Source organism: Mesorhizobium sp. M7A.F.Ca.CA.004.12.1.1 (assembly GCF_003997835.1).
GTDB lineage: Bacteria > Pseudomonadota > Alphaproteobacteria > Rhizobiales > Rhizobiaceae > Mesorhizobium.
This window is the reverse complement of sequence record NZ_RZRK01000323.1, coordinates 1-6,485: the sequence shown is the minus strand read 5'-3', so window position 1 is coordinate 6,485 and position 6,485 is coordinate 1. Positions and strand designations below refer to the sequence as shown.

The window sequence follows — 6,485 nt, the reverse complement described above, 5'->3', positions numbered from 1 at the left end:
CCAGCCCGTCACGCTCGAGGCGATTGAAAGCCTCGCGCACCGGGGTTCGGCTGACCGTCAGCTTCGCCGCGATGTCGTTTTCGGTGACGCGGGAGCCCGGCGGGATCTGGCCGGTCACGATCATCGCCTTCAGCGCGGAGTAGACCGAGTCGCGCAGCGTATTTTTGGTTTCCTTGGCCAAGCTTCCCTTCCCACTTCTCCGGCCTTTCAGCCGGAACACGCATAGCTGTAGCCGCAGTCGGCGCAATTTGCCACGCCTCCGGTGAAGCCGTCCCTCACCAACCTGGTCCGGCACGAAGCGTACATTTCGAGCGCGCCGGCGGTGTTGACAACATCGATCGCTAGGCTACACTCAAAATTGTATACAAAATAGCATGCCAAATCAAAAACAATGGGAACACCGGTTGGAGAGCCGAAAAATGAACAGAACCAGAAACGTTAGCATCGTTGCGATGGCGGGCCTCATGGCTTCGTTCGCAGCCCCCGCCATGGCGGGCGACACCATCACCGTCGCCTCATGGGGCGGCACCTACCAGGAGGCGCAGACCAAGGCGTTTTTCAAGCCGACCGCCGACGCGCTCGGCATCACCATCAAGGAAGACACCACCAACGGCCTCGACGACGTCCGGCTGCAGGTGACCGGCAATGCGGTGAAGTGGGACATCACCGAACTTGGCGCCGACGAATGTGCGCGCGGCTCGAAGGAAGGGCTGTTCGAAAAGCTCGACTACGGCATCATCGACAAGAGCGGCATCAACCCGAAGCTTGTCCACGACGACTGGGTCGGCATTTCCTACACCTCGGTCGTGCTGATCTACCGGACCGACGTATTCGGCGACAAAGGCCCGAAGACCTGGGCCGATTTCTGGAACGTGGAAAAGTTTCCGGGACGGCGCGCGCTGAGCGGCAGCCAGGCGACGGAAACGCTGAGCGTTGCCGCACTGGCCGAGGGCATTCCGATCGACAAGGTCTATCCGGTCGATATCGACGGCGCGTTGAAGTCCGTCGACAAGATCCGCGGCAATGTCGACGCCTGGTGGACCTCCGGCGCCCAGGCCATGCAGCTGGTTAAGGACGGCGAAGTCGACATGGCGAGCATCTGGAACGGCCGCGCCGGCACCTTGAAAAAGGAAGGCGCGCCGATCAGCTTTTCCTTCGATCAGGGCGTGCTGACCGCCGACTGCATGGTCATCCCGAAGGGCGCCAAGAACAAGGAGGCGGCCATGAAGGCGCTGGCGATGTTCGTCAGCCCGCAATTGCAGGCCAATCTGCCGCTCTATGTCGACAATGGCCCGGTCAACGAGAAGGCTTTCGAGACTGGCAAGATCCCGCAGGACAGGATCAAGGACATCAATTCGGCGCCCGAAAACGTCAAGAAGCAGGTGTTGCAGGATGCAGAATTCTGGCGCGACAACCTGGTCGAGGCGACGGAAAAGTTCAACAATCTGATCCAGCAATAGGCTGCGGCCGCAATCCAAACCACGGCAGGGCGACGCCTCGCCCTGCTTTCGCCGCCTCAGCCCCTGGGAGAGAAAAATCTTGTCCATTGCGCCATCCGCGTTGCCGATCGGCATGCGCGGGATCGAGAAACGATTTGGCAGCGTGCCTGTGCTGCGCGACCTCAACCTCGATGTCGAGGCTGGTGAATTCCTGACGCTGCTGGGGCCTTCCGGTTCCGGCAAGACGACGCTGCTGATGATCCTGGCCGGTTTCGTGCGGGCCAATGCCGGCTCGATCAGGGTCGGCGGCGACGAGATCATCACCACGCCGCCGCACAAGCGCAACATCGGCATGGTGTTCCAGAACTACGCGCTGTTTCCGCATATGAACGTCTTTCACAACATCGCCTTTCCGCTGAAGCAACGCGGCGTCGCCGCCGCCGAGACGGCCGAGCGTGTCGAGAAGGCACTCGATCTGGTGAAATTGCAGGGACTGGGCGAGCGCCGGGTCGACCAGCTCTCCGGCGGCCAACGCCAGCGCGTGGCGCTGGCGCGCGCCATCGTCTTCGAGCCGCGCATCGTGCTTATGGACGAACCCTTGTCGGCGCTCGACAAGGGCCTGCGCGAGCACATGCAGATCGAGCTACGCGCCCTGCATCGGCGGCTCGGCATGACCACCGTCTATGTCACGCACGACCAGCGCGAAGCCATCACCATGTCGGACCGCATTGCTGTCATGAACGGCGGACGCATCGAACAGCTCGACAAGCCCGAAAGCCTCTACGCCAGGCCGCAAACGCAATTTGTAGCAGGCTTCATCGGCGAATCGAATTTCATTCCGGTCGAGTGCCGCAACGGCTCCGTCTGGTACGAGGACCGAAGAATCCATACGGCGGCGGCGACGCCGGCGGCAGGCCAGTACCTGATGGTGGTGCGGCCGGAAAAGCTGCGGCTCTTGGCAACCGCCGAACCGACAAGCGGCGTCAACGTGCTCAACGCGACGCTCAGTGACATCATCTATCAGGGCGACAGCTTCGTCTGCTATGCCGTGCTGCGCGACGGCCGGCAGCTGACTTTGCGCGACTATTGCCGCAGCGATGTGCTGGCGAAAATGCCGGCTCCCGGCCAGCCGGTCAGCTTCGGTCTCGATGCGCACGACACGATCCTGGTGGCGGCAGACTGATGAGCGCGCAGACCGCCCTCATGCAGGAGACCGGCAGCCCAGCAGGCCGGGAGCTCAACACGCAGGCACTTCGCGCCGACGCCCGGCGTGAATCACTACGGCTGCTGGCGCTGCTGTCGCCGAGCCTGTTGCTGGTCTTCGCCATCATCATCGTGCCCATCGGCTGGCTGTTCTGGCTGTCGTTGTTCGACGAAGCGGGCGGCTTCAGCGCCGCCAATTATGCGCGATTCTTCGAGCAGGCCTCCTACATCAAGACCTTTGTCACCACCTTCAAGGTCGCCTTCATCGTCACCGGCGCCTGCGTGCTGCTTGGCTATCCCCTGGCCTACATGCTGTCGCAACTGCCGCGCCGGGCGGCGTCGATCTGCCTGATCTTCGTCATCCTGCCGTTCTGGACATCGGTCCTGGTGCGCACCTATGCCTGGCTGGTGATCCTGCAGCGCAAGGGCCTGATCAACAGCTGGCTGATCGACCTCGGTGTCATCAGCCAGCCGCTATCGCTCGCCAACAATTTTTCGGGCGTCGTCATCGGCATGACGCATATCCTGCTGCCGTTCCTGGTGCTGCCGCTTTACGCCTCGATGAAGACAATCGACACCGACTGCCTGCGCGCCGGCATGAACCTCGGCGCCGGCCCGGCCGCCACCTTCCGGCAGATCTTCTTTCCGCTGTCGCTGCCCGGCCTCGCCTCGGGCGTGGTCATCGTCTTCGTGCTCTGCCTGGGCTTCTTCGTCACGCCTGCGCTGATGGGCGGCGGCAAGGTCATCATGTGGGCGATGCGCATGGAACAGACCACCAGCCTCTATTCCAACTGGGGCGCGGGTGCAGCACTCGGCGTGGTGCTGCTGGTGGTCACGCTGGCGCTTCTCGGCCTGTTCCAGTGGCTGCTCGGCGCGCGCGCCACAGGTGTGTGGAGTTCGCGATGAGCGAGGATTTTGGCCTGCCTATCTCGCACCGGCAACGGCTGTGGCTCTATTGCCTCGGCGGCCTCGTGCTTCTGTTCCTGATCGCGCCGTCGATCATCATCGTCATCATGTCGTTTTCGGACTCGACGCTGCTGCAATTCCCGCCGCAGCAATGGTCGCTGCGCTGGTACCAGACCTATTTCGGGTCGCTGGAATGGCGCGACGCGACGATCGTCTCGGCCAAGGTGGCTGTCATGACGGTGCTGGTGGCGACACCGCTCGGGACCGCGGCCGCCTATGCCATCAACCGGGGCACGCTGCGCTTCAATGGCACCATCAACGCGCTGCTGACGGCGTCGCTGATCGTCCCGGTGATTCTGATCGGCATCGGCACCTTCTTCCTCTATGCGCGCATCGGGCTCAACAACACGCTGACCGGCCTGGTCATCGCGCACACGGTGCAGGCGCTGCCGCTGGTGGTGCTGACCGTGCTTTCCGGGCTGCGCTCCTACGACATGAACCAGGAGCGGGTGGCGCGCAGCCTCGGCGCCGGCCGCGTCGCCGCCTTCTGGCAGGTGACGATGCCACAGATCCGCTTCTCGATCGTCTCGGGCGCGCTGTTTGCCTTCATCACCTCCTTCGACGAAGTGGTGGTTTCGCTGTTCATATCGGGCGGCGAGACCACGACATTGACGCGCCGCATGTTCAATGCGCTACGCGATCAGATCGACCCGACGATCGCCGCCATCTCGACCTGCCTGATCGTGCTCTCGGTCGTGCTGTTGTCGGTTGCGCAGATTTTCGGCCGGCGGCATTGATTTCACCAGACGAATTCGCAGAAGTGACCATGGGATATCCAGACAGAATGCGTGATTTCCAGTTTCCCGGCCGCTCGCCGGTTCGTGCCACCGAGGCGGTTGCCGCGACCTCGCATCCGCTTGCAACCCTTGCGGCCATCGACATGCTGCGCTCCGGCGGCAATGCCATGGATGCCGCGGTCTGCGCCGCCGCCGTGCAGGGCGTGGTCGAGCCGCAATCGACAGGCATCGGCGGCGACTGCTTCGTGCTCTATTCTCCCGGGGGACAAGGCAATGTGCTGGCCTTCAACGGGTCCGGCCGCGCGCCTGCCAGGGCGACAGTCGACTGGTACCGCGAAAAAGGCTTCGACCGCATCCCGTTGCAGGGGCCGCATGCGGTCACCGTGCCGGGTGCCGTCGATGCCTGGAGCCGCCTGCTCGAAGACCATGGCCGCAAGGGCCTTGCCGAGGCGCTGGCGCCGGCCATCCACTATGCCGAGAACGGCTATGTCGTGCACGACCGCGTCGCCTTCGACTGGGCCGAACCGGAAACCGATCTGTCGGCCGACGAGCACGCCACGCGCATCTTCCTGCCCGGCGGCAAGGCGCCGAGGGCTGGCGACGTCCACCGGCAGCCGGAACTGGCGGAGACCTTGCGCATCATCGCCAAACATGGCCGGTCCGGTTTCTACGAAGGCGCTGTCGCCGACGATATGGTGAGTCGGCTCAATGCATTGGGCGGACTTCATACGGCCGAGGATTTCGCTGCGACCAGAGGCGACTATGTGGCGCCGGTCAGCACCTCCTATGGCGGCCATGACATCCACCAGATGCCGCCGAACAATCAGGGGCTGACGGCGCTTTTGATGCTCAATTTGCTGTCGGGCTTCGAGCTTGGCGGGCTGGATCCCAATGGCGCCGAGCGCCTGCATCTGGAGATCGAGGCCGGGCGCCTGGCCTATCGCGACCGCGACCGTTATGTCGGTGATCAGGACCATGTCCCGGTGCCGGTCAGAGAGCTGCTGTCCGGCGCCTATGCCGACCGGCTGCGCGCCGAGATCGACCGCGACCGCGCCATGACGCATCTGCCGCGCGTGGACCTGCCCGGCAGCGACACGGTCTACATCTCCATCGTCGACCGCGATCGCAACGCGGTCTCCTTCATCAACTCGACCTATTATTCGTTCGGCAGCGGTGTCGTCGGCCCCAAGTCCGGTGTCGTGCTGCAGAACCGCGGCTCCAGCTTTCGCCTCGATCCAGCGCATCCGAACGCGATCGCACCGGGCAAGCGGCCGATGCACACGATCATGCCGGGCATGGCGACGAAGAACGGCCGCGTGGTGATGCCGTTCGGGGTCATGGGCGGCGGCTATCAGCCGTTCGGCCATGTCCATCTGCTGACCAACATGATCGACTTCGGCATGGACCCGCAGCAGGCGCTGGATGCGCCGAGGGTGTTTTACAATGACGACACCGTGGAGGCCGAGCGTGGCGTTCCCACTGATGCAATCGAAGGCCTGCGCGGGCGCGGCCACCGCATAGCCGAACCGCATCATCCGCTTGGCGGCGGGCAGGTGGTGCTGATCGATTGGGAGAAGGGGACGCTGACCGGCGCTTCCGATCCGCGCAAGGATGGTTTGGCGCTTGGCTACTGAGGCGATCCGTTGTCCAATGGCGTATCCATATCGAGGCAAGCCCGTCAGCGGGGCTTCCACCAATAGTCGTTCGAAATCCAGCCGGTGATCATGACCCAAACCGAAACCCACGCAGACCTCTCCCGCCGTCTCGCCGCCGGCGCCGACGATGCGCCCGCCATCCTGGCACCCGACAGGGCGACGCTCAGCCATGGCGAATTGCGCAGCCTGATCGCCGATACGGCAAAACAGCTGCATGCGCGCGGCATCGGCCGCGGCGACAGGGTGGCGATCGTGCTGCCGAACGGGCCCGAGATGGCCACCGCCTTCGTCGCCGTGGCGGCCGCCGCCTCGACGGCACCGCTCAACCCCGCCTACCGGGCCGACGAGCTCGATTTCTACCTCACCGACATCGGCGCCAAGGCAATCCTTGTCGCGGAGGGCGAGACCGGACCGGCGGTGACGGTGGCCGAACGCCTTGGCATCGGCGTGCTGCGGCTTGTCGTGCAGCCCGCCCCACCCCCCGG

General features: G+C 64.1%; 7 protein-coding genes. 6 read left to right on the top strand and 1 reads right to left on the bottom strand.

All coding sequences use genetic code 11. From position 1 onward, the window contains the following. Window positions 1–181: GntR family transcriptional regulator (locus EN984_RS18030; RefSeq protein ID WP_164765512.1), on the bottom strand; the 181-nt coding region annotated here is incomplete at its 3' end. Between the two features lie 238 nt (window positions 182–419). Here EN984_RS18030 and EN984_RS18025 point away from each other — a divergent pair. The 6 genes from EN984_RS18025 to EN984_RS18000 all read left to right on the top strand — a co-directional run. Then, window positions 420–1,460 carry an ABC transporter substrate-binding protein gene (locus tag EN984_RS18025; protein ID WP_127268039.1) on the top strand — a complete coding sequence of 347 codons (1,041 nt, stop codon included), beginning with the start codon at window positions 420–422 and terminating at the stop codon, window positions 1,458–1,460. A gap of 79 nt (window positions 1,461–1,539) precedes the next feature. Further along, window positions 1,540–2,622: an ABC transporter ATP-binding protein gene (locus EN984_RS18020; RefSeq protein WP_127268038.1), complete on the top strand. Its 1,083-nt coding sequence runs from the start codon at window positions 1,540–1,542 to the stop codon at window positions 2,620–2,622. Beyond that, complete coding sequence (locus tag EN984_RS18015) at window positions 2,622–3,548, top strand: ABC transporter permease (protein WP_127268037.1); 927 nt, start codon at window positions 2,622–2,624, stop codon at window positions 3,546–3,548. The genes EN984_RS18020 and EN984_RS18015 overlap by 1 nt, the downstream gene beginning before the upstream one ends. Continuing rightward, window positions 3,545–4,345 carry an ABC transporter permease gene (locus tag EN984_RS18010; protein WP_127268036.1) on the top strand — a complete coding sequence of 267 codons (801 nt, stop codon included), beginning with the start codon at window positions 3,545–3,547 and terminating at the stop codon, window positions 4,343–4,345. Before EN984_RS18015 ends, EN984_RS18010 begins: the two co-directional genes overlap by 4 nt. 47 nt (window positions 4,346–4,392) lie before the next feature. Further along, window positions 4,393–5,979: a gamma-glutamyltransferase gene (gene ggt / locus EN984_RS18005; RefSeq protein WP_127268035.1), complete on the top strand. Its 1,587-nt coding sequence runs from the start codon at window positions 4,393–4,395 to the stop codon at window positions 5,977–5,979. A gap of 90 nt (window positions 5,980–6,069) precedes the next feature. Continuing rightward, window positions 6,070–6,485 (top strand): AMP-binding protein (locus tag EN984_RS18000; protein WP_164765511.1); only part of this gene is annotated, 416 nt, incomplete at its 3' end.